The 18408-nt window shown below is 58.3% G+C and carries 23 protein-coding genes; 19 read left to right on the top strand and 4 right to left on the bottom strand.

What is annotated here, in order from left to right; genetic code table 11:
- Positions 1-57: 57 nt before the first annotated feature.
- The 4 genes from hemW (at position 58) to FNT36_RS13230 (ending at position 3274) form a co-directional block, all read left to right on the top strand.
- Positions 58-1215, top strand: coding sequence for a radical SAM family heme chaperone HemW (hemW, locus tag FNT36_RS13215; RefSeq protein WP_144848350.1), 1158 nt, complete (start codon positions 58-60; stop codon positions 1213-1215).
- A gap of 83 nt (positions 1216-1298) precedes the next feature.
- On the top strand, positions 1299-1718 hold the full coding sequence (locus tag FNT36_RS13220; protein ID WP_144848352.1) for a hypothetical protein: 420 nt from the start codon (positions 1299-1301) through the stop codon (positions 1716-1718).
- An 87-nt stretch (positions 1719-1805) separates the two neighbouring features.
- Positions 1806-2489: an alpha/beta hydrolase gene (locus FNT36_RS13225; RefSeq protein WP_144848354.1), complete on the top strand. Its 684-nt coding sequence runs from the start codon at positions 1806-1808 to the stop codon at positions 2487-2489.
- Positions 2490-2659: 170 nt separating this feature from the next.
- Positions 2660-3274, top strand: coding sequence for a hypothetical protein (locus FNT36_RS13230; RefSeq protein ID WP_144848356.1), 615 nt, complete (start codon positions 2660-2662; stop codon positions 3272-3274).
- A gap of 61 nt (positions 3275-3335) precedes the next feature.
- Here FNT36_RS13230 and rpmA read toward each other — a convergent pair whose 3' ends face one another.
- Both rpmA and rplU read right to left on the bottom strand, forming a co-directional pair.
- Positions 3336-3611, bottom strand: coding sequence for a 50S ribosomal protein L27 (gene rpmA / locus FNT36_RS13235; protein ID WP_144848358.1), 276 nt, complete (start codon positions 3609-3611; stop codon positions 3336-3338).
- Positions 3612-3703: 92 nt separating this feature from the next.
- A complete protein-coding gene (gene rplU, locus FNT36_RS13240) occupies positions 3704-4009 on the bottom strand; it encodes a 50S ribosomal protein L21 (RefSeq protein ID WP_144848360.1) in 306 nt (101 codons plus the stop codon).
- 436 nt (positions 4010-4445) lie between these two features.
- Between rplU and FNT36_RS13245 the strand changes: the two genes are divergently transcribed.
- A complete protein-coding gene (locus FNT36_RS13245; RefSeq protein WP_144848362.1) occupies positions 4446-5405 on the top strand; it encodes a ribonucleoside-diphosphate reductase small subunit in 960 nt (319 codons plus the stop codon).
- Positions 5406-5528: 123 nt separating this feature from the next.
- Positions 5529-5810: a GIY-YIG nuclease family protein gene (locus FNT36_RS13250; RefSeq protein WP_144848364.1), complete on the top strand. Its 282-nt coding sequence runs from the start codon at positions 5529-5531 to the stop codon at positions 5808-5810.
- An 88-nt stretch (positions 5811-5898) separates the two neighbouring features.
- Here FNT36_RS13250 and FNT36_RS13255 read toward each other — a convergent pair whose 3' ends face one another.
- Positions 5899-6369 carry a nuclear transport factor 2 family protein gene (locus FNT36_RS13255; RefSeq protein WP_144848365.1) on the bottom strand — a complete coding sequence of 157 codons (471 nt, stop codon included), beginning with the start codon at positions 6367-6369 and terminating at the stop codon, positions 5899-5901.
- 76 nt (positions 6370-6445) lie between these two features.
- Here FNT36_RS13255 and FNT36_RS13260 point away from each other — a divergent pair, with 76 nt between their 5' ends.
- The 9 genes from FNT36_RS13260 to FNT36_RS13300 all read left to right on the top strand — a co-directional run bounded on the left by FNT36_RS13260 (position 6446) and on the right by FNT36_RS13300 (position 14124).
- Positions 6446-6664 carry a hypothetical protein gene (locus tag FNT36_RS13260; protein ID WP_144848366.1) on the top strand — a complete coding sequence of 73 codons (219 nt, stop codon included), beginning with the start codon at positions 6446-6448 and terminating at the stop codon, positions 6662-6664.
- Between the two features lie 228 nt (positions 6665-6892).
- Positions 6893-9268, top strand: coding sequence for a ribonucleoside-diphosphate reductase subunit alpha (locus tag FNT36_RS13265; RefSeq protein ID WP_144848367.1), 2376 nt, complete (start codon positions 6893-6895; stop codon positions 9266-9268).
- A 617-nt stretch (positions 9269-9885) separates the two neighbouring features.
- Entirely contained in the window at positions 9886-10239 is a 354-nt protein-coding gene (locus FNT36_RS13270; protein ID WP_144848368.1) for a hypothetical protein, read from the top strand.
- Between the two features lie 103 nt (positions 10240-10342).
- Positions 10343-10924: a Crp/Fnr family transcriptional regulator gene (locus FNT36_RS13275; protein ID WP_144848369.1), complete on the top strand. Its 582-nt coding sequence runs from the start codon at positions 10343-10345 to the stop codon at positions 10922-10924.
- A 101-nt stretch (positions 10925-11025) separates the two neighbouring features.
- Entirely contained in the window at positions 11026-11427 is a 402-nt protein-coding gene (locus tag FNT36_RS13280) for a RidA family protein (RefSeq protein ID WP_144848370.1), read from the top strand.
- Positions 11428-11644: 217 nt separating this feature from the next.
- Positions 11645-12178 (top strand): REP-associated tyrosine transposase, encoded by a 534-nt coding sequence (locus FNT36_RS13285; RefSeq protein ID WP_144848371.1) that lies wholly within the window; start codon positions 11645-11647, stop codon positions 12176-12178.
- A gap of 141 nt (positions 12179-12319) precedes the next feature.
- Positions 12320-12877 (top strand): glycosyl-4,4'-diaponeurosporenoate acyltransferase CrtO family protein, encoded by a 558-nt coding sequence (locus FNT36_RS13290; protein ID WP_144848372.1) that lies wholly within the window; start codon positions 12320-12322, stop codon positions 12875-12877.
- 175 nt (positions 12878-13052) lie between these two features.
- Entirely contained in the window at positions 13053-13637 is a 585-nt protein-coding gene (locus tag FNT36_RS13295; protein WP_144848373.1) for a Crp/Fnr family transcriptional regulator, read from the top strand.
- A 103-nt stretch (positions 13638-13740) separates the two neighbouring features.
- The gene (locus FNT36_RS13300; RefSeq protein WP_144848374.1) at positions 13741-14124 is read left to right on the top strand and encodes a DUF4260 domain-containing protein; all 384 of its coding nucleotides are present in this window, start codon (positions 13741-13743) and stop codon (positions 14122-14124) included.
- A 107-nt stretch (positions 14125-14231) separates the two neighbouring features.
- Here FNT36_RS13300 and FNT36_RS13305 read toward each other — a convergent pair whose 3' ends face one another.
- Positions 14232-14987 (bottom strand): DeoR/GlpR family DNA-binding transcription regulator, encoded by a 756-nt coding sequence (locus FNT36_RS13305; RefSeq protein WP_144848375.1) that lies wholly within the window; start codon positions 14985-14987, stop codon positions 14232-14234.
- Between the two features lie 72 nt (positions 14988-15059).
- Between FNT36_RS13305 and FNT36_RS13310 the strand changes: the two genes are divergently transcribed.
- The 4 genes from FNT36_RS13310 (at position 15060) to FNT36_RS13325 (ending at position 18360) form a co-directional block, all read left to right on the top strand.
- Positions 15060-15635, top strand: a complete 576-nt coding sequence (locus tag FNT36_RS13310) for an NUDIX domain-containing protein (protein WP_144848376.1) — start codon at positions 15060-15062, stop codon at positions 15633-15635.
- A gap of 78 nt (positions 15636-15713) precedes the next feature.
- The gene (locus FNT36_RS13315; protein WP_144848378.1) at positions 15714-16589 is read left to right on the top strand and encodes a helix-turn-helix domain-containing protein; all 876 of its coding nucleotides are present in this window, start codon (positions 15714-15716) and stop codon (positions 16587-16589) included.
- A 77-nt stretch (positions 16590-16666) separates the two neighbouring features.
- Positions 16667-17404 (top strand): SDR family oxidoreductase, encoded by a 738-nt coding sequence (locus FNT36_RS13320; RefSeq protein WP_144848380.1) that lies wholly within the window; start codon positions 16667-16669, stop codon positions 17402-17404.
- Positions 17405-17640: 236 nt separating this feature from the next.
- Positions 17641-18360, top strand: a complete 720-nt coding sequence (locus FNT36_RS13325; protein ID WP_144848382.1) for an SDR family NAD(P)-dependent oxidoreductase — start codon at positions 17641-17643, stop codon at positions 18358-18360.
- The last annotated feature ends 48 nt before the right edge of the window (positions 18361-18408 follow it).

Raw genomic sequence — 18408 nt, forward strand, 5'->3', positions numbered from 1 at the left:
GGCCCGCAAAAAATCAGCATATTTGGTCGGATTATATTGATTGTAAAGTAGTTATTTATGCCTGGGTTATATCTCCACATTCCGTTCTGCAAGCAAGCCTGCCACTACTGCGATTTTCACTTCAGCACGTCGATGGGCCTGAAGGGGCAGTTTGTGGAAGCATTGATAAAGGAGATGGCCCTGCGCCGGACCTACCTGCCCGACCCCAGCGCCCTACTCGAAACCATCTATTTTGGCGGTGGTACGCCTTCGCTGCTGACGGCCGAGGAGCTCACCCAAATTTTTGATGCCATTCAAACCAATTTTGAGGTGTCGCCCCAAGCCGAGATTACCCTCGAAGCCAACCCCGACGACCTCACCGCCGACAAGCTAGCGGTTCTGGCCGCCTCGCCCGTCAACCGTCTTAGCATCGGGCTCCAAAGCTTTCACGAGCCCCACCTGCGGCTGATGAACCGTGCTCACTCGGCCCTAGAGTCGAGCCAAGCCGTGCGCCGGGCCCAGGCCGCGGGCTTCGAGAATATTTCTGTCGATTTAATTTACGGGGTGCCGGCTGCGGGGCACGGCATCTGGGAAGAGGACCTAGGGCAGCTTTTTGACCTGCGTGTGCCGCATGTGTCGGCCTACGCGCTCACTATCGAGCCAGATACCGCGTTTGGGCGCCGGCTCAAAAAAGGCACTTTTGTGGCACCGCCCGAGGAGTTCGTAGCGCAGCAATTCGAGATTTTGCTAACCCAGCTGCGTGCCCATGGCTACGAGCAATATGAAATCAGTAACTTTTGCCAGCCCGGCCGCGAGAGCCGCCACAATTCTAACTATTGGCGTGGCGTGCCCTACCTAGGGCTCGGCCCGAGCGCCCACTCCTTTGACGGGCGCAGCCGCCAGTACGCCGTGGCTAATAATCCGCAGTACGTGGCCGCCGTGCTCGAGCGCGGCGAAGTGCCCGCCACCACCGAGGTCCTCAGCCCGCTCGACCAAGCCAACGAGTATCTGCTTACCACCCTGCGCACCAGTCGTGGCTGCGACTTGCGGCACTTGCGCGATGCCCTAGGGCTCAATCTATTGGCCGACCGCACCGAGTACCTAGGCAGCTTGCTGACGCAGGGCATGGCCACCCTCACCGACGACACCCTGCGCCTTACCGATGCTGGCAAATTGCTGGCCGACCACATCACCTTAGAGTTGTTTGCGGAGGCGCCATCTGCGGTTAGCGCATAGCTTGCGCTAGAATGCTGGCGGCCTTGTGCCGTTCATTCCCCAATTTTTACCAATTTGCGGTAAACTTATTTTTCCTGCGGCCCGTGAAGCTATTGAGTGATGCCTTAGTCAGCAACGACGACTTTTTTGTGGAGCAAGTCCACCTCACGGCCATTGTCTTTGATAACACGGACGATGTAACCGTTTGGGCCACAACGTTTCGGAACGATGAGCCACATTTTTTTCACCTAGGCCTGCCCTTCCACGACCTCGACACTTTGCTGCGCGTAGCTGGCGACCGTGCCGAAGCCCTGGCCGAAGAAGTGGCCGATGCACTTGCCACCACTGAGCAGTGGCCCTGCCTGCTCGAATACACTTCAGCCGAAGCGCCGCCTATTGCGCTGCCCAGCGTGGCTCTCAAGCTTGCTGTCACTTACCCTGCCGATGAAGACTTGGAGGACGACGACCCGCAGCCACACAATATTTTCTACTTAGAAGGTATATACGCACATTTAAACGGTTGATAATAAATCAGATAAAGGCAAGGTGTCCATTGAAGCTTATTGTCTGTAGCGAAAGCTACTGTTGTTAAGATTGTCACCCTACGCCAGATGCTCCGCCAAAAGCAGCAAGAGGAAAACACTGTCCAGCCATCTAATTGGTACCTCATTCCGGGCCTAGGCGCCGATGAGCGCGTGTTTCGGGGGCTGAGCCTACCCGGCCCGGAGGTGGTACTCGCGTGGCTGCAGCCCCAGTCGCCCACCGAACCCTTGCGGCAGTACGCCGCCCGTCTGGCCGAAGCTGTGCCCCCCAACCAGCCGTGCTGGCTGGTTGGGGTGTCGTTTGGTGGCTTGCTGGCGTTGGAAGTGGGGCGCTTGAGACCCTTAGCGCGGGTAGTCTTGATTTCCAGCTTAGCCAATGCCAGACAATTGCCTCCTTTGCTGAAATTCGGGCGTGCCACCCGACTCTATCGGCTGGTGCCATTTGGGCTGCTGCCGCGGCTACCTAGGCTAGCCCAGTGGTTTTTTGGAGCGCGCAATGGCCGTGAGTATCGGCTACTCGCCCGCATTCTGCGCGATACCGACCCAACTTTTGCTCGGTGGGCTACCCGCCAACTGCTGCATTGGGACAGCACCGGCGTGCCTCCTGCGGTGCGCCTGCATGGCACCCATGACCGGCTGCTACCCGCCGGCCATAGCCCTGTCGATTATGCGCTGCCTGGCGCTGGTCACTTTATGATAGTAAGCCATGCGGCGGCACTCAGCCGACTGCTGTGCGAAGTAGCCACTGCCTGAGTATCAGCACCCCGCCTAGAGTTATCTTTCGGTAAGAACCAGTATATTAGTAGCAGTTTTCACCTATACTACTACTGCCCTTGGTTCATCTTTACCTTCTCAAACGCGGCTTGCTAGGTGCGACGCTAACGCTGACAGCAGCGTTAGGCGCCCACGCTCAATCCGCCTCCTTGGTCTCCGACTCGGTGCGTGGGCCTGTGCCACCCGCCGTGCTGCTCAAAGTAGGGCTGCGCGCTACGCACATCAGCTACTCGGCCAATAGCCAAGCTTGGAGCCTCGTCGTGCCGTTGTCGCTCGGCGCCGAATATCGGTTGGCCCCGCGCTTTGGCTTTTACGGCCAGGTAGAAGCCGATTTGCAAACTAGCCGCAGCACTATTGCGCGGCGGCGACGTCCTACGCAGGCGGCAGTGGCGGTGCCCAGCGCTGCTCTCGGGGTAGGATTGCGCTACTATTACAATCAGCCCCGGCGCGGCGAGTCACTCCGCAATGCCCGCCTGTATGGTGGCTACTTGGCGGTAGAAGGCAATATCGAGCGCAATGCCGTGACGGGCAGATACGTAAGTCAGCTGCGTCGCCAAGCTACCACTGGCCTCACGCCCGGGCTATATGTGTATTGGGGCACGCAGCATCGGCTACGCGGGGCGCTGCTGTATGATGCTAGCGCTGGTCTGGGCTTCCAGGCACCTACTTATTATAACTTCGAGAGTATCGCGCCTGCCCACTACAACATAGCGGCGCAAGTAAATCTGCGCCTGTATTGGAGCCACGGGTTCTACTCGCACTAACACAAAAAGGGCTGCCTCTCGCGGGGCAGCCCTTTTATAAGCTATAAAGCTCTGGGAAGACCTAGGCCTCAGCTACTTCAGTAGCAACCGGAACTACCGATACGAACGAACGGTCGTCGCGGCCTTTCTTGAATTGTACGGTGCCATCAACCAACGCAAACAGCGTGTGGTCTTTGCCCATGCCCACGTTGGTGCCAGCGTGGTGCTTGGTGCCGCGCTGACGCACGATGATGTTGCCAGCGATGAGGGGCTGACCACCGAAGATTTTTACGCCGAGGCGCTTGCTATGCGATTCACGGCCGTTGTTTGACGAGCCTACGCCTTTTTTGTGTGCCATTTTAGTTAGTGCTTAGTTATTGGGGCTTAGTGCTGAGGTAGCTGTCAGAACGTAGGGCGCTAAGCACTAAGCACTAACAACTAGGCACTAAACTAACCGATGCTGTTAATCAGAACTTTAGTGAACTGCTGGCGGTGGCCATTCAGCTTCTTATAGCCTTTGCGGCGCTTCTTCTTGAACACCAGTACTTTGTCACCTTGTACGTGTGCTACGATAGTGCCTTTTACGGCTACATCAAGGGTAGGAGCACCTACGCTGATGGTGCCGTTGTCATCGGTTAGCAGGGCGTTGCCCAGCTCTACCGCGTCGCCGACGTTACCAGCCAGGCGATTGGCATAAACAAATTTATTAGCCTCAACCTTAGTCTGTTGGCCGGCGATATTAACAATGGCGTACATCTTATTTCCGCTGGAGGTTTCTCAAAAGGGAACGCAAAAGTACGGCAACATTCCGGCAATTCCAAACCTAAGTAGCTAATCATTAATAGCTCGCCACAAAATGTGTTTATTTCAAGCACATTTTTGACTAGCTAGGATAAGTAATTGACAGCAAGAGGCTGACTAGCTACAGGCCATTTCTGTGGACAACTATTGTTATCCACACTCAAAATGTGGATAAGTAGTTATAAATGCGGGGTTTTGGCAGCTTTGCTTCATGTATTACTCAGCCTACTGCCTGCCCACTGAAAAAGTCGGCTTAAGAAAACGTAATCCTGCTTCCGCAGGTTACTTGGCTATCTTTGAGACACAGGTTAACCTCGGGCTCACTAGCGCCCACCGTTCAGCCTGGTTCTTGTTCGTCGCACTTCGTTATCCCCCGCAACCCAGTTAGCTTATGGAGCCTTTACTTGCCGAAAACCCCAACCGGTTTGTCCTCTTTCCCATTCAGAACCCGCAGGTGTGGGAGTTCTATAAGAAGGCAGAAGCCTCGTTTTGGACGGCCGAAGAAATCGACTTGGGCCAGGACCAGAAAGACTGGAACGGCCTGAATGACAATGAGCGCCACTTCATCAAGCACGTGCTGGCCTTCTTCGCCGCCAGCGATGGCATTGTAAATGAGAACCTGGCCATCAACTTCATGCAGGAAGTGCAGATGCCCGAGGCGCGCTGCTTCTATGGCTTCCAAATTATGATGGAGAACATTCACAGCGAAACGTATTCGCTGTTGATTGATACCTACATCAAAGACCCTAAGGAAAAAGATTATCTCTTTAACGCCCTCGAAACCGTGCCTGCTGTGCAGCGCAAGGGCCAGTGGGCGCTGACCTGGATTAACTCGGAGAATTTTGCCGAGCGCCTCATTGCCTTCGCGGCTGTGGAGGGCATTTTCTTCTCAGGCTCGTTCTGCTCCATCTTCTGGCTCAAGAAGCGCGGCCTAATGCCCGGCCTGACGTTCTCGAACGAGCTGATTTCGCGCGACGAAGGGCTGCACTGTGACTTTGCTTGCCTGCTCTACAGCTACCTAGAGAATAAATTGCCCGAGGCCCGCGTGCAGGAAATCATCCGCGACGCGGTGACGATTGAGCAGGAGTTCGTGACCGAGGCGCTGCCCGTGAGCCTCATTGGCATGAATGCTCGCACCATGAGCCAGTACATCGAGTTTGTGGCCGACCGCCTGCTCGTGTCGCTGGGCTGCGGCAAAATCTACAACTCGACTAACCCCTTCGACTTCATGGAAATGATTTCGGTGCAGGGCAAGACGAACTTCTTCGAGAAGCGTGTGGCTGAGTATCAGAAAGCCGGTGTAATGACCGAGCGCGCCGATAACGTGTTCTCGATGGACGAGGACTTCTAGGCCAGTCGCTTAACTCCTAGGTTTCAAAAACTGTCATGCTGAGCTTGCGAAGCATCTTCTCACATTGGGTTGTTCCGGCCGTGAGAAGATGCTTCGCAAGCTCAGCATGACAGTTTTTTGTTTATGGCTTACTACGTCTACATCACGACCAATCCGGCTAAAATGGTGCTGTACATTGGCGTAACGAATGATTTGCCGCGCCGTATGGGGCAGCACTACGAGAATCGAGGTAGTAATGAAACCTTTGCGGGTCGATACTTCTGCTATAACCTGCTGTACTACGAACAGTTTACGGATATTAAGGCAGCTATTAGCCGGGAGAAGGAGCTGAAAGGCTGGACGCGGGCTAGGAAGGATGCACTGATTGATACCCTAAACCCAGAGCGCGAATTTCTACTTGTCTAATGCGGCTGACGCCCCATCACACCTGTCATGCTGAGCCTGCGAAGCATGACAGGTGTGATGGGTGGCTGATTTGTAGGTGGTTATTAGGCTACATGCCCAACTCCGTTAGGCCCGGATGGTCGGCGGGGCGGGGACCTAGGGGCCAGTGAAACTTACGCTCACCTTCCGCGATGGCTACGTCGTTGATGCTGGCTTCGCGGCGCTGCATGAGACCTAGGGCGTCAAATTCCCACTGCTCGTTGCCGTAGGCGCGGTACCACTGGCCCGCCGCGTCGTGGTACTCGTACTGGAAGCGCACGGCGATGCGGTTTTCGTGGAAAGCCCACAGCTCCTTGATGAGGCGGTACTCGTGCTCCTTTTGCCACTTGCGGGTTAAAAACTTTTGGATGGCTTCGCGGCCGCTAAAGAACTCGCTGCGGTTGCGCCACTGGCTGGCCTCGGTGTAGGCCAGGGCCACGCGGGCGGGGTCGCGGGAGTTCCAGGCATCTTCGGCGAGGCGGGCTTTTTGGGTGGCGGTTTCGAAGGTGAAGGGCGGTAGGGGAGGGCGAGCGTCGGGCATGGCGGGGTGACCTTTTAGGGAGACATGGTATTGACAAGTGGCTGCCGCCGTTGGTTTTGCCGCTTAGCTTATTCCCATGCTTGCTCCTGCTGATAAGTGGCCGCTGCCCGGCCAGGTTGACCCCGCCCTCACGCCTTGTGCCTTTTGCCGCCGCCGGCTGCACCTAGGCGGGAAGCAAGTATTTGCGAGCTGCTCGTGCAGAGCCTTTGGTCCGCCCGTAACTATAGTAGCGCTGGTGGTGGGCGCGGTGCTGGCGGTGGGGGCCGGCGGCTGGTGGCTGGTGCGCCGCCGCTAAAAGCGGCAACTGGATATACACAAAAAAAGCTTAACGAGCGGGCGAGCCGCCCGGCGGTTTATAAAAAAACGGCCGGGCGGCCTCATTTTCAGGCTATGCGGAGAGATTCTAAATATTTCCTTTGGCACTCCCAAACAAGGGAACTAATTTCCGACTTTAAAGCACCGCAGCTTCACCCGAGAAGCCAGCCAGATTAGTATCCCCGCTACCCCAAGCTCTCCTTATAACATGCTCGTAATCAAACGCGATGGCCGCCGTGAGTCGGTCAAGTTCGATAAAGTCACCGCCCGCATTGAAAAACTTTGCTATGGGCTTAATCAAAACTATGTGTCGCCCATCGAGGTGGCCAAGAAGGTCATCGACGGCATCTATGATGGCGTGACGACCGTCGAACTCGACAACCTGGCGGCCGAGACGGCCGCTTCGCTGACCACCCGGCACCCGGACTACGCCATCTTGGCGGCCCGCATCGCGGTGAGCAACCTGCACAAGGTGACGTCGAAGTCGTTTTCGAGCACCATGAAGCGCCTCTACACCTACGAGGACCCCAAGAATGGCGACAACGCCTCGCTGATTGCCAAGGACGTGTGGGAGGTGATTCACAAGCACGCGCACACCCTGGACTCGGCCATTATTTATGACCGCGACTACAACTACGATTTCTTCGGCTTTAAGACCCTGGAGCGCTCGTACTTGCTGCGCCTCGATGGCAAGGTGGTAGAGCGGCCCCAGCACATGCTGATGCGCGTGTCGGTGGGCATCCACAAGGAGGACATCGACTCGGCCATTAAGACCTACAACATGATGTCGGAGCGCTGGATGACCCATGCCACGCCGACCCTGTTCAACGCCGGCACGCCCAAGCCGCAGATGTCGTCGTGCTTCCTGCTCACGGTGAAGGACGACTCGATTGAGGGTATCTACGAGACGCTGAAAGACTGCGCGCTGATTTCGCAGAGCGCGGGCGGCATCGGCCTGGCCGTGCACAACGTGCGCGCCACGGGCTCTTATATCAAGGGCACCAATGGCAACTCCAACGGCCTGGTGCCGATGCTGAAGGTATTCAACGACACGGCCCGCTACGTGGACCAGGGCGGCGGCAAGCGCAAGGGCGCCTTCGCTATCTACCTAGAGCCTTGGCACGCAGACATTTTCGAATTCCTGGACTTGAAGAAGAACCACGGCAAGGAGGAAATGCGCGCCCGCGACTTGTTTTACGCCCTCTGGACGCCTGACTTGTTCATGAAGCGCGTGGAAGCCAACGGCGACTGGACGCTGATGTGCCCCCACGAGTGCCCCGGCCTCGACACCACCTGGGGCCCCGAGTTTGAGAAGCTCTACACCAAGTACGAGCGCGAGGGCCGCGGCCGCAAGACCATTAAGGCGCAGGAGCTGTGGTTCCACATCCTGGAAAGCCAGACTGAGACGGGCACGCCCTACATGCTCTTCAAGGACGCCGCCAACGGCAAGAGCAACCAGCAGAACCTAGGCACAATTAAGTCGAGCAACCTCTGCACCGAGATTATGGAGTATACAGACAAGGACGAGATTGCGGTGTGCAACCTCGCCTCGCTGGCGCTGCCCCGCTACCTCGTGGAAGATGCCCAGGGCAACCTGACCTTCGACCACAAGACGCTCTACGACATCACGTACCAGACTACCTTGAACCTCAACAAGGTAATCGACGTGAACTACTACCCGGTGCCCGAAACCGAGCGCTCCAACTTCCGCCACCGCCCCATCGGGCTGGGCGTGCAGGGCTTGGCCGATACGTTTATTGCCCTGCGCATGCCCTTCGAGAGCGACGAAGCTAAGGGCCTGAACGAGGACATCTTCGAGACGATTTACTTCGCGGCCATGACGGCTTCGATGGACCTTGCCAAGAAGGAGGGCGCCTACGAAACCTTCCCCGGCTCGCCCCTGAGCGAGGGCAAGTTCCAGTTTGACCTCTGGGGCGTGACGCCCAAGTCGGGCCGCTGGGACTGGGAAACGTTGCGTGGCCAGGTAGTGGAGCACGGCGTGCGCAACTCGCTGCTGGTAGCCCCCATGCCTACCGCCAGCACCGCCCAGATTCTGGGCAACAACGAGTCGTTTGAGCCCTACACCAGCAACATTTATGTGCGGCGGGTGCTCAGCGGCGAGTTTATGGTGGTGAACAAGCACCTGCTGAAGGACCTCGTGAAGCTGGGCCTCTGGAACGAGCAGATGAAGCAGGACATCATCGCGGCCAATGGCTCGGTGCAGGGCATTGCCCGCGTGCCGCAGCACATCAAGGACCTGTACAAGACGGTGTGGGAGATTTCGCAGCGTACCATCATCGACATGGCCGCCGACCGGGGCGCCTACATCTGCCAGAGCCAGAGCCTGAACCTGCACGTGCAGAACCCCAACTTTGGCAAGCTCACCAGCATGCACTTCCACAGCTGGAAGCGCGGCCTCAAAACCGGTATGTACTACCTGCGCACCAAAGCCGCCGCCGACGCCATCAAGTTCACGGTGGAAAAGCAAGCCGCCGAAACCCTGGAGCCCATGTACGCCCAGAACCAAGCTGACATGGCCTGCTCACTTGATAACCCCGACGCCTGCGAGGCGTGTGGTTCGTAAGCATTGATAACACCACTCAGTATACCGTAGCCAACGGGATACTGAGTGTGCTTTACTTAATTTTTCTGCCTATGACAGACGAAACCACTTGCACGTATCCGTTAGCTCCGGCTAGGGGTGTTCGACCCGTGTAAGGGTGTATAAACGCAAAAACGGAAGGGTTGCAGCCCTTCCGTTTCATGCGAGGTTGTTCACCTCATACTTCCAACAATCCTGCGCCATGCAAAAGATTAATTGGACAAAAATTCAGCGCCTGATAAAGCGTGGCTCAACTTTAGCAGTTGGCCTCACTGATTTCAGTAGAGCTTGCCAGAAGCTCTGGAATGCATCCCGCTGGGTTATAGACCTTTGTAACTAATAGATTCCTGCTATTCAGGATGTCATGACCTTCGGTAATAAGCCACTCAAGTTTTTGGGTGGCTTATTTGTTTAACTGAGTTGGCCTCGAATTGTCTTGTAAAGAAAGGAAGAAAGCAGTAAACATGGAATGATTACGCCTAGAAAAGTTCCTGAAAAGGGCTTAAACGCTGTGTGTGCAAAGCTTTCTTTTTTGGAGTTTACTAATTGCTGTCGGTAGCTACTAAGGAAGTTTATTCCACTATCACCTCATTTAAAACATGGGCTTGTTCAACGTTCTAAATGTTCCTGTTCAATGTCCACACTGTGGGCAAGAGTTTGAGGGGCGCATTCAATTTAAGTTTGGGGCCACCCGTCAATTGGAGTACAAACTTGGAGATACGTTAGCATGGGGTTACAACGAAAATGGGAAACCTAACCTGCCTAGAGTGAAGGTATATGGGATTCTAGAGAATGATGAGTGCCCAAGATGCGGTGTTGCCTTTGAATACCAAAAAGATGATGAATTTGACATTGTAGTTGAGTGTGATGTGCTCAAGTCTTTTTCATCAATGGCAGACTACGGGGATTACTTGGTAGACTCAGAAGCTGAAGGCGTTTACGCCGTTCTGTAGTATCATCCAGCCGCTGCCGCCCCGGTAGCGGCTGCTGTGTTTTTGGGGGCTAGCGAGCGGGGCAACTGATACCCCACCTAGGGCGGCTGCGTAGGTAGGGGCTATGCAGCAGCAGTTACGAGAGCATCTAGAGCGCATTGTGTCGCTGACCGACGAGGAGTTTGCGCTGGTGCTGGCGCAGTTCACGAGCCGGCAGGTGCGCAAGGGGCAGTTTTTGATTCGGAAAGGGGAGCGGGTGCGCGAGCTGTACTTCGTGGTGCAGGGCCTGCTGAAGCTGGTGCATACCGATGCGGCCGGCAAGGCCCACATTGTGTCGCTAGCCATGGAGGACTGGTGGGAGGGCGACTTTGCGGCCTACCTGGCCCAGGCGCCGGCCACGCTGTCGCTGCAATGTCTGGAAGACACGGCCGTGTGGTGCCTGCCGCTGGCCGGCTACGAGTACCTCTGCCAGCAATTGCCCCAAATGGCGCGCTTCTTTCTGGTCAAGTTTGCGCGGGGCGGCATAGCCGCGCAGCAGCGCATTGTGTCGCTGCTGGCCCTGCCCGCCCGCGAGCGCTACGAGCGGCTGCTGCGCCAGTACCCCACGCTGCCGCAGCGGGTATCCAAAACCCTGCTGGCGGCCTACCTAGGGGTATCGCGCGAGACTCTGAGCCGGCTAGCCGACCAGGAGCGGCCTCCAAAATAGTGCGCTAGGTCACAGGTAGCGGGCGGGGCCGGCCGGGACCTTTGCCCCCGCAACCTCACCCCGCGCCGCCCTAGGGCCGGCGCGATAACCTAGCTTACGAAATGGAAAAGCGCGCAATCAACCCCTGGCAGTGGCAAGCGCCCAGTGCCTACCAGCAAGCCGTAGAAGTAACCCAGCCCGCCGCTACGCTCTACTGCGCCGGGCAGGCCGCCATCGACGCCGACGGCCACCCCAGCACCGCCGACATGCGCGCCCAGCTCGGGCAAGTGCTCGGCAATGTGGAGCAGGTAGTAACCACGGCCGGCTACCAGTGCCGCGACATCGTGCACCTGCGCCTGTACACCACCGACACGGCCGCGCTCTTTGGCGAAGGCGGCTGCTTCGACGTGTTTACCGACTGGGTAACCCGGCACGGCATCCAGGCCGCCGCCACGATGGTCGAAGTCAACTTCTTGGCCTTCAAGGGCCTGAAAGTGGAGGTGGAAGCCACGGCCGTGCGCTAGCGGCACCTAGGAGCCTCTCTGTTGTTTCATGATGGCGCGGGGCTGTGCCCCGTGCCGATTATTCGCAGGCCTCTGGCCTGCGGTCGTTGTAAGTTGTGCGGGTAGCGGGTGGCCGTGGCAGGCCAGAGGCCTGCGAATAGTCGGCACGGGGCACAGCCCCGCGCCATCGGTCATCGGCTGAGAAAGAATGGAGAGAAATTGCGTTGACCTTTGCAGTATGTCGGAACGCTACAAAACGCACGAAGCAGGACTGTATTTCGTGACCCTAACGGTAGTAGGGTGGATAGACTTATTTACCCGCTCCGACTATGCCGAGGTGTTTTTGGAAAGTCTGCGGTACTGCATTCGACACAAGGGGCTGCGGGTGTATGCGTTCTGCGTCATGCCCAGTCACATTCACATCATTGCCGACCTGATTGAGGATGACCGTCTGCTGGCGCACGTAGTCCGCGACTTGAAAAGCTACACGGCCAAAAGGTTATATACGCTGGTCGAGACGCATCCGCAGGAGAGCCGCCGCGAATGGCTGCTGCGGCTGCTTCAGTTTTATGGCCGGCCTCACGGGCAGGCATTCAAAATCTGGCAAGAAGGCAACCACCCCATTAGCCTGAACTCGGAGGAGTGGATGCGCCAGAAGCGTGATTATATTCACCAAAACCCTGTGACAGCCCGCCTGGTGGATGAAGCGCACCACTACCCGTTCAGCAGCGCATTTCCCGACTGCGGCGTGCCACTCAGCGCTTTTCTATAACGGCAATGACCTTGATGCGCCGATGGCGCGGGGCTGTGCCCCGTGCCATCAGCTAGGAAGGGCAAAGCAACTAGTGCGCACTAGTGGCGGCGCAATAATGCGCACTAGTTGCTACTTTACAGCTGTTTAGCCCAGCCTTATATGCCAGCCGCCGAGCCTCGCCGCGCTACCCCCTCCCCGGCTGTGGTGGCCTTCTGCAATGCCGTGCCCAATGTGCTGTGGTCGGTGCTGAGTTTGGTGCCCCTGGTGGTGTTTTGCTACCAGCACGTGGCGCGGCCGTGGCTGTATGGGTTTGTTGCCCTTAGTCTGCTGGTCTACGCGTGGCCCACGGCCTGGCTGCGGCACCTGCAACTGAGTGCCCGGCCCGCAGTGTACCGCAAGCTGCGGGTGCCGGCCCTCAACCACCTCACCCAGCACGGCACGCTCGTCAACCGCCTGCTGCGGCACCGCTACCCGCAGTATCAGTATCTGCCCCCGCGGGCCAACCTAGCCAAGGTGGTGAGCACCAGCTACCACCTAGAGCGCTTTCACTGGGTGATGCTCGTGTATTTCTTGCTAACCACTGGCTACGCGGTAGCCCTAGGGCACTGGGGCTGGGCCGGGCTGCTTAGCCTGCTCAATGTGGGGTATAATCTGTACCCCATTTGGCTACAGCAGTACCTGCGCCTCCGGCTGCGTCAGTTGCCTCGCCTAGGGTAAGTCGAGAGTTGCCCGTGTGGTGCACTGCTACTTGTTTCTTATGCACCCAGTCACTACCTGGCTAGCGGTTGGCGTGTTGCGGAAGGCAAGGAGGTGCGTGAACTTAGGTGCCAAATAGCTAGTAGTTTCGGCGGCTTGCTTACGCAGTAGCTTTGGTGCCTAGCCCTGCCTGCCTATGCACCCGCTGCTTGCCTATTTGCGTCGCTTTGTGCCTACCCTCACAGATGCCGAGTGGCAGCTACTGGCCGGGGCCGTGCGGCCGTGCCACCTAGGGCGGGGCCAGCACTTTGTGCAGGCCGGTGAGCACCGACCCGAAATTGCGTTGGTGCTCCAGGGCAGCTGCCGCCTCTACTACCTGCGGCCGAGTGGTGAGGAGCGCACCACGTACTTCTTCTTCGAAAACCACCTGCTGGGCGACTACCCGAGCTGTCTGACGGGCCAGCCGAGCGGGCTCAATATTCAGGCTCTCACCGATACCGACCTGCTGGTGTTCGACTACGCGGTGCTGCGGCAACTCTACGACGAGTGCCCGGCCTACGAGCGGTTTGGGCGGGTGATGGCCGAGTACCACCTGCTGGGCACCGATGCCCGCCTCGTCGAGCAACTCATGCTTTCGCCCGAAGAGCGCTACCAGGCGCTGCTAGCCAGCGGCAAAACCAAAATACTGGAGCGCATACCGCAGCACTTGGTGGCCAATTACCTAGGCGTCACGCCGGTGTCGCTGAGTCGCATTCGGGCGCGGGTGGCGCGGGAGAAGTAGCAGCGGGGGAGGTATTTCTTATCTTTTGTTATCGTCGGGGACCTAGGGACCAGCGGAATTTTGGGTATTGATTTTCACCACTTCAATCCCCCCGCTTACGCCCATGAAAACCCTACTGAAACTCGAAGAATTGGCCGAATTGCTGCTGGCCGTATTTGTATTTGCCCACCTGCCCTATGCCTGGTGGGTGCTGCCCGCCACCTTTTTGCTGCCCGACCTGAGCATGCTGGGCTACCTAGCTGGCCCGCGCGTGGGCGCCGCCAGCTACAACCTAGCCCACCACAAGGCCCTGGCTATAGTCGTAGGGGTAGCGGGCTGGGCGCTGGGGCTGCCCCTGCTGGTATTGGCCGGCACCGTACTGCTGTTTCACAGCGCTTTCGACCGTCTGTTGGGCTACGGCCTCAAGTACGCCACTGGCTTCCAAGACACGCACCTGGGCCGGGCGGGCAAAGAAGCTGCCGCCACGGCTACCCCAGCACTAGCTTGAAACAGAGCCGCAGCCCTAGGCGGGCGGCGTAATAGCAGAAGCAGCCCGACCACCCTCCTGAACTCAGCCGCTACTGTCCTAGGTAGCGGCTGGCGTGTTTTTATGGATTAAGGAGTGAGCACTGTTAGGCCGGCTTCCTGATATCGGGCTAGCAAATCGGCGGGGGCGCGGGCGTCCGTGATGAGGGTGTTGACGAGGGAGAGAGGAGCGAATTGCAGGTACTTGTCCTGCTCTAGCTTACTAGCGTCGCACAGCAAATACACATGGCCTGCCGCCTCGGCCACGGCCAGGCTAGTGGCAGCTTCGACCTCGCTGTTGGCGCTCAGCCCGCGTTGCAAGGAGAGGCCATCGACCCCTAGGAAGGCCTTATCTACGCGGTAGCGCCTGAGCTGCTCTACGGCCACCGTGCCGTGTAGGGCTTGGCGCTTCGCATCTACTTCGCCGCCAGGTAGCACCACCTGCACGGCCGAGCCCACCAGTTCGGACAGTACGGGTAGCGAGTTGGTGACCACCCGCAGCTGGAGATGGCGAATAAGTGGACAAAGCGGGAAGGTGGTGCTGCCGCAGTCAATAAAAATGGTGTCGCCAGCGGCAATTTGGGCGGCGGCCAGCTGGCAGATGGCCGCCTTTTCGGCGGCGTGGCTAGTTGACTTACGAGCGAAGGCCACTGGGTTCTTGACCACGTCGGGCAGCACGGCCCCGCCGTGCGTGCGCACCACCAGGCCCTCGGCCGCCAGTTGGGTTAAATCGCGGCGGATGGTGAGGGGAGTCGTCCTGAGCTGTTGGGCGGCGGCGGTAACATCGAGGCTGCCGAGCTGAGCCAGGGTAGCTAGCAAATACTGCTTACGCAATTGGAAATTCATGGCTGGGGCCTTACTTGCATATAGACAATCACAAAGGAATATACTCAAACATAAACGAACAATTTTTTCATCATGAATGAACGTATTCGGCTGCACGAACCAGTCACGCTGTCCAGTAATTGGTACACACTGCGCAAATTCACCTTTGACTACCAGCGAAAAAATGGCGCCTGGGAAACGCAGTCGCGCGAGGCCTACGACCGGGGCAACGGGGCCGTCATTTTGCTGCACAACCCGGCCGCCGACACGGTTATTCTCACCCGGCAGTTTCGGCTGCCCACTTTCATCAATGGCAACCCCACCGGCATGCTGATTGAAGCCTGTGCGGGCCTGCTCGACGATGAGCAGCCCGAGGCCGCCATTTTGCGCGAAACCGAAGAAGAAACCGGCTACCGGCTGACGTCGGTGCGCAAGGTGATGGAAGCCTACATGAGTCCCGGCTCGGTAACCGAGCGGCTGTATTTCTACCTAGCTGACTATTCGGCGGCCACCGAGCGGCGTGGGGGCGGCGGCATCGAGGAAGAAGAGATTGACGTGCTAGAACTTCCCCTAGCCCAGGCCTTAGCGATGGTAGGTACTGGCGAAATCCAGGATGGCAAAACCATTATGCTTTTGCAGCACCTGCGCTTGCAGCAGCTCACCGCCTAGGTCCGCTGCCAGGCGGTAGCAGCACCTAAGTGCAAACCGGGCTAGCCAACTTCCGGCCCGGTTGATAGTTTCGGGGATATGCAGACGCTCACTAGCCGGCCGCCGGTGCCGGTACACCCATTCAAGGGCAACGGCCCGGAAACTTTCACGATGGCGCGGTCGGAGGGCGGCACCGTGATTGAAGCCGACATGCTGCTGCCGCACCGCAAGGCGTATTATCTGCTGGTGTTTGTGCGCCAAAACCATGGGCGGCACTGGGCCGACCTCACGCCCTACGAGCACCGTCCCAATACCGTGTATTTCTCCGAGCCGGGCCAAATACTGGTGAAGGAGGAGCCTACGCCCTTTTGGGGCACGCACCTGGAGTTTACGCCTGAGTTTGTGGCCCAGCACGCCGAGCTGCGCACGCTGCCCATTGTGCAGAACCCGCACCACGGCCACGAACTGCGCCTGACGGCCGCCGAAGCCGACACGGTGGAGGCGCTGTTGGCTCAGCTAGAGGCTGAGTATCAGCGTCCCGGCGAGTGGCAGCAGCGTATGCTGGGGGCCTACCTCACAGTGCTGCTCACCTTCCTGAGCCGCCTCTACACCGCGCAGTACGCCGAAGCCGAGCCCACGCCCGACCAGCGCCTGCTACGCGCCTACCAGGCCAAGGTGGAAGAGTGCTTTCGGGAAGTGCACGAGGTGAGCGCCTACGCCACGCAGCTGCATATTTCGGCCGGGCACCTAAGCGAAGTGATTAAGGCTCAGACCGGGCGGCCCGCCATCAAGCACCTGCACGAGCGGCTGGTGCTAGAGGCCCGGCGCCTGCTGCTGCACACCCAGCAGCCACTCAAGGAAATCGCCTACGACCTAGGCTTTCAGGATGCCTCGTACTTCACGCGCTTCTTCAAGCGCGAGGCCGGCACCACGCCCGCTGAGTACCGAACCAACATCCGCAAAATGTACCAGTGAAGCCGCAAAATGGGTAACGGCGGCGCTTGCAGCGCCCAGGACCTTTGTGCTGTTCAAACAACGCACAAAACCTCCCCATGAAAACTGTCCTCATCACCGGCGCCAACAAGAGCATCGGCTTCGAAGCCGCCCGCCAGCTCCTCCAGCAAGGCTACTACGTGTACCTAGGTAGCCGCGACGCCGAGCGCGGCCAGCAGGCCGTAGACCAGCTCCACGCCGAAGGCCTTACCCAGGTAGAGCCACTCGCTATCGACGTAACCAACAGCGCTTCCATAGCTGCCGCCCGCGAAACCCTAGGGCAAAAAACGGCCGTGCTCGACGTGCTCATCAACAACGCCGGCATCCTGGGCACTCCGGTGCAGCCCGCCACGAGCGCCAGCGTAGCCATGATTAAGGAGGTGTTCGACACCAACGTGTTTGGCGTAGTCGAAGTCACGCAGGCGTTCCTCGATTTGCTGCGCCAGTCGCCTGAGCCGCGCATCGTCAACGTCACGTCCGGCCTGGGCTCGCTCACGCTGCACAACGACCCCACCTGGAAGTACTACCACGTGAAAGGGGCCGCCTACCAGCCTTCTAAGGCAGCGCTGAATGCCTACACCATCATGCTGGCCTACGAGCTGCGCGACACGCCCTTCAAGGTCAATGCAGTAGACCCTGGCTACACCGCCACCGACTTCAACCACCACAGCGGCCCCGGCACCGTACAAGAGGCCGCTGCCCGCCTGGTAAAGGCCGCCACCCTAGGGCCCGATGGCCCCACTAGCCAGTTCTTCAGCGACGACAGCGCGCCCGAAACCGGCATTAGCCCTTGGTAAAGAAAGGTAACCTAAGGCTGGCTGAGGTAAGGCAGCGCACCTGATACACTGCAGTTATGTCGCAGCGCTAGGCTAGTGGCGCTGGTGCCGCAGCTAGTATTCGGGCAAGCGGCAACTACGGAGCAGCGAGTAAGGTGAGGCTTCCGTAGAAAGTGAAGTATTCACCATACCCACTGCTGGAGTAACCCGCACTTTTGTGCTGCTACAGCGACGCGGGTTCTTGCACTCAATTTTATATGAAATACGCTCTCATCACTGGTGCTAACAAGGGAATTGGATACGAAGCTGCTCAGCAACTGCTGCAAGCCGGTTACTTCGTGTTCCTAGGTAGCCGCGATGCGGCCAAGGGCCAGCAGGCGCAGCAGCAACTACAGGCGGTGGGCCTAAGCCAGGTGCAAGCTGTGGAGCTGGACGTAACCAGCGACGAGTCGGTGCGGCGGGCAGTAGAAGTGGTGCGCCAGCGCACGCCGCAGCTAGATGCGCTCCTCAACAACGCCGGTATTCCCAGCAATCTCGCCCACCAGCCCTCCACCATTCCGCTCGACGCCATCGAGTCGCTCTTCGCCACCAACTTCTACGGAGTGGTACGCACCACGCAGGCGTTTTTGCCGCTGCTGCGGCTGGCACCACAGGCCTGCATCGTCAATGTATCGTCCAGCATTGGCTCGCTGACGCTGCAAGCCGACCCCGCCTGGGAGTATTACCAGGTAAAGCCCGTGGCCTACACCACCTCTAAGGCGATGGTCAATGCCTGGACTATCTGCCTGGCTTACGAGCTGCGCGACACGGCCATCAAGGTCAATTCGGTAAACCCCGGCTACACGGCCACGGATTTTACCAGGCACCAAGGCCACTCGCCAGCCCACGCCGCGCAGGTGCTAGTGAAATACGCCACGCTGCCGCCCGATGGCCCCACTGGCCAGTTCTTCAGCGAAGAAGGCCCTACGCCTTGGTAACTAACCTGTGCGGACTGCTCGCCTATAAATTTCTTTATTCTCTTCTCT

Origin of the sequence: Hymenobacter setariae (assembly GCF_007713685.1) — a bacterium.
Classification (GTDB): domain Bacteria; phylum Bacteroidota; class Bacteroidia; order Cytophagales; family Hymenobacteraceae; genus Hymenobacter; species Hymenobacter setariae.

Excerpts from the sequence above, each read along its gene's own strand:
- hemW (WP_144848350.1), top strand. The coding sequence starts at position 58 with ATGCCTGGGTTATATCTCCACATTCCGTTCTGCAAGCAAGCCTGCCAC.
- FNT36_RS13225 (WP_144848354.1), top strand. The coding sequence starts at position 1,806 with ATGCTCCGCCAAAAGCAGCAAGAGGAAAACACTGTCCAGCCATCTAAT.
- rpmA (WP_144848358.1), bottom strand. The coding sequence starts at position 3,611 with ATGGCACACAAAAAAGGCGTAGGCTCGTCAAACAACGGCCGTGAATCG.
- rplU (WP_144848360.1), bottom strand. The coding sequence starts at position 4,009 with ATGTACGCCATTGTTAATATCGCCGGCCAACAGACTAAGGTTGAGGCT.
- FNT36_RS13245 (WP_144848362.1), top strand. The coding sequence starts at position 4,446 with ATGGAGCCTTTACTTGCCGAAAACCCCAACCGGTTTGTCCTCTTTCCC.
- FNT36_RS13250 (WP_144848364.1), top strand. The coding sequence starts at position 5,529 with ATGGCTTACTACGTCTACATCACGACCAATCCGGCTAAAATGGTGCTG.
- FNT36_RS13255 (WP_144848365.1), bottom strand. The coding sequence starts at position 6,369 with ATGCCCGACGCTCGCCCTCCCCTACCGCCCTTCACCTTCGAAACCGCC.
- FNT36_RS13260 (WP_144848366.1), top strand. The coding sequence starts at position 6,446 with ATGCTTGCTCCTGCTGATAAGTGGCCGCTGCCCGGCCAGGTTGACCCC.
- FNT36_RS13265 (WP_144848367.1), top strand. The coding sequence starts at position 6,893 with ATGCTCGTAATCAAACGCGATGGCCGCCGTGAGTCGGTCAAGTTCGAT.
- FNT36_RS13270 (WP_144848368.1), top strand. The coding sequence starts at position 9,886 with ATGGGCTTGTTCAACGTTCTAAATGTTCCTGTTCAATGTCCACACTGT.
- FNT36_RS13275 (WP_144848369.1), top strand. The coding sequence starts at position 10,343 with ATGCAGCAGCAGTTACGAGAGCATCTAGAGCGCATTGTGTCGCTGACC.
- FNT36_RS13280 (WP_144848370.1), top strand. The coding sequence starts at position 11,026 with ATGGAAAAGCGCGCAATCAACCCCTGGCAGTGGCAAGCGCCCAGTGCC.
- FNT36_RS13285 (WP_144848371.1), top strand. The coding sequence starts at position 11,645 with ATGTCGGAACGCTACAAAACGCACGAAGCAGGACTGTATTTCGTGACC.
- FNT36_RS13290 (WP_144848372.1), top strand. The coding sequence starts at position 12,320 with ATGCCAGCCGCCGAGCCTCGCCGCGCTACCCCCTCCCCGGCTGTGGTG.
- FNT36_RS13295 (WP_144848373.1), top strand. The coding sequence starts at position 13,053 with ATGCACCCGCTGCTTGCCTATTTGCGTCGCTTTGTGCCTACCCTCACA.
- FNT36_RS13300 (WP_144848374.1), top strand. The coding sequence starts at position 13,741 with ATGAAAACCCTACTGAAACTCGAAGAATTGGCCGAATTGCTGCTGGCC.
- FNT36_RS13305 (WP_144848375.1), bottom strand. The coding sequence starts at position 14,987 with ATGAATTTCCAATTGCGTAAGCAGTATTTGCTAGCTACCCTGGCTCAG.
- FNT36_RS13310 (WP_144848376.1), top strand. The coding sequence starts at position 15,060 with ATGAATGAACGTATTCGGCTGCACGAACCAGTCACGCTGTCCAGTAAT.
- FNT36_RS13315 (WP_144848378.1), top strand. The coding sequence starts at position 15,714 with ATGCAGACGCTCACTAGCCGGCCGCCGGTGCCGGTACACCCATTCAAG.
- FNT36_RS13320 (WP_144848380.1), top strand. The coding sequence starts at position 16,667 with ATGAAAACTGTCCTCATCACCGGCGCCAACAAGAGCATCGGCTTCGAA.
- FNT36_RS13325 (WP_144848382.1), top strand. The coding sequence starts at position 17,641 with ATGAAATACGCTCTCATCACTGGTGCTAACAAGGGAATTGGATACGAA.